At 33.7% G+C, this 882-nt stretch carries 2 protein-coding genes; both read left to right on the top strand.

Translation table 11 applies throughout. The features are described 5' to 3' along the window. Positions 1-419: hypothetical protein (locus KEM39_RS11420; protein ID WP_211710081.1), on the top strand; the 419-nt coding region annotated here is incomplete at its 5' end. A gap of 5 nt (positions 420-424) precedes the next feature. Then, positions 425-820, top strand: coding sequence for a pentapeptide repeat-containing protein (locus KEM39_RS12140; protein ID WP_211710080.1), 396 nt, complete (start codon positions 425-427; stop codon positions 818-820). The last annotated feature ends 62 nt before the right edge of the window (positions 821-882 follow it).

The following is an 882-nucleotide window of genomic DNA, read 5'->3' as shown; positions in this document are numbered from 1 at the left end:
GTGATGTGGCATGGCCTAAATGGATTGCATATGGGGTGCTTGGAGCTGCCGCAACGGGTGTCGTTGCATTATCGGAAAGCGATACATGTAATGGGAAATGCCAGGAAGAAAAAAAACGTAAGAAATGTTTAGATGCTACAGCAGACAACATTAAAATGGTTACAGCAAAAACATCTTATCTAACATTACAAAAAAGTGTTTCCATCCCTGCTGTTGCGAGATACACAGCATTGATTGAGAGGGGTAGTATTGCCCCTCCAGTTAAAATGGATGGAAATACTATTGTAGATGGTAACCATAGAATAGTAGCTGGATTATTGTGTAATCGAATACCTGCTAGTACCCCAGGAACTGCTCCATTATCTAAACCAAGAATACCTTTGAGAGATATACAACCAGACCCTATAGATTGGTGGTAATAAAAATGATATCAAATGACATTCAAGAATTACTTAAAAATATTACAAAGTCTCTAATTAAAATCGAAACAAAAGAATTAGATGTCTTAATTTCTAGACAGTTAACCCATATAGATAATATTGATTTTCACAGATATGAAATATCCCATAGGGAAATTGGAAGTCTAAAATTTTCTTTCTGTTCATTTCGTGGTGCCTTCATAAGCTATAGTTCTTTTACTAATTGTAATTTTATTAATTGTTCTTTTATTACGGCAATAGCTTGTAATACAAAATTTACTAATTGCACATTTATTAATTGTGTATTCAGATCAATGCATATACAAGATAATTTAATATCTAATTGCTCTTTCCAAAACTGCTATATAGAAGATAATATATTTTCTACGAATAAAACATAATTTATTACAAAGCATCACCTGCTTCGACTACAACGGCAACGGCCAAATCATCGCCCAACACC

This window comes from Neisseria sp. Marseille-Q1983 (assembly GCF_018224585.1).
GTDB lineage: Bacteria > Pseudomonadota > Gammaproteobacteria > Burkholderiales > Neisseriaceae > Neisseria > Neisseria polysaccharea.
Note: the sequence above shows the minus strand (reverse complement) of the source record. Positions and strands in the feature narration are given on the sequence as shown.

Bases quoted from the DNA above. Each gene is read 5' to 3' on its own strand.
- KEM39_RS12140 (WP_211710080.1), top strand. From the start codon at position 425: ATGATATCAAATGACATTCAAGAATTACTTAAAAATATTACAAAGTCT.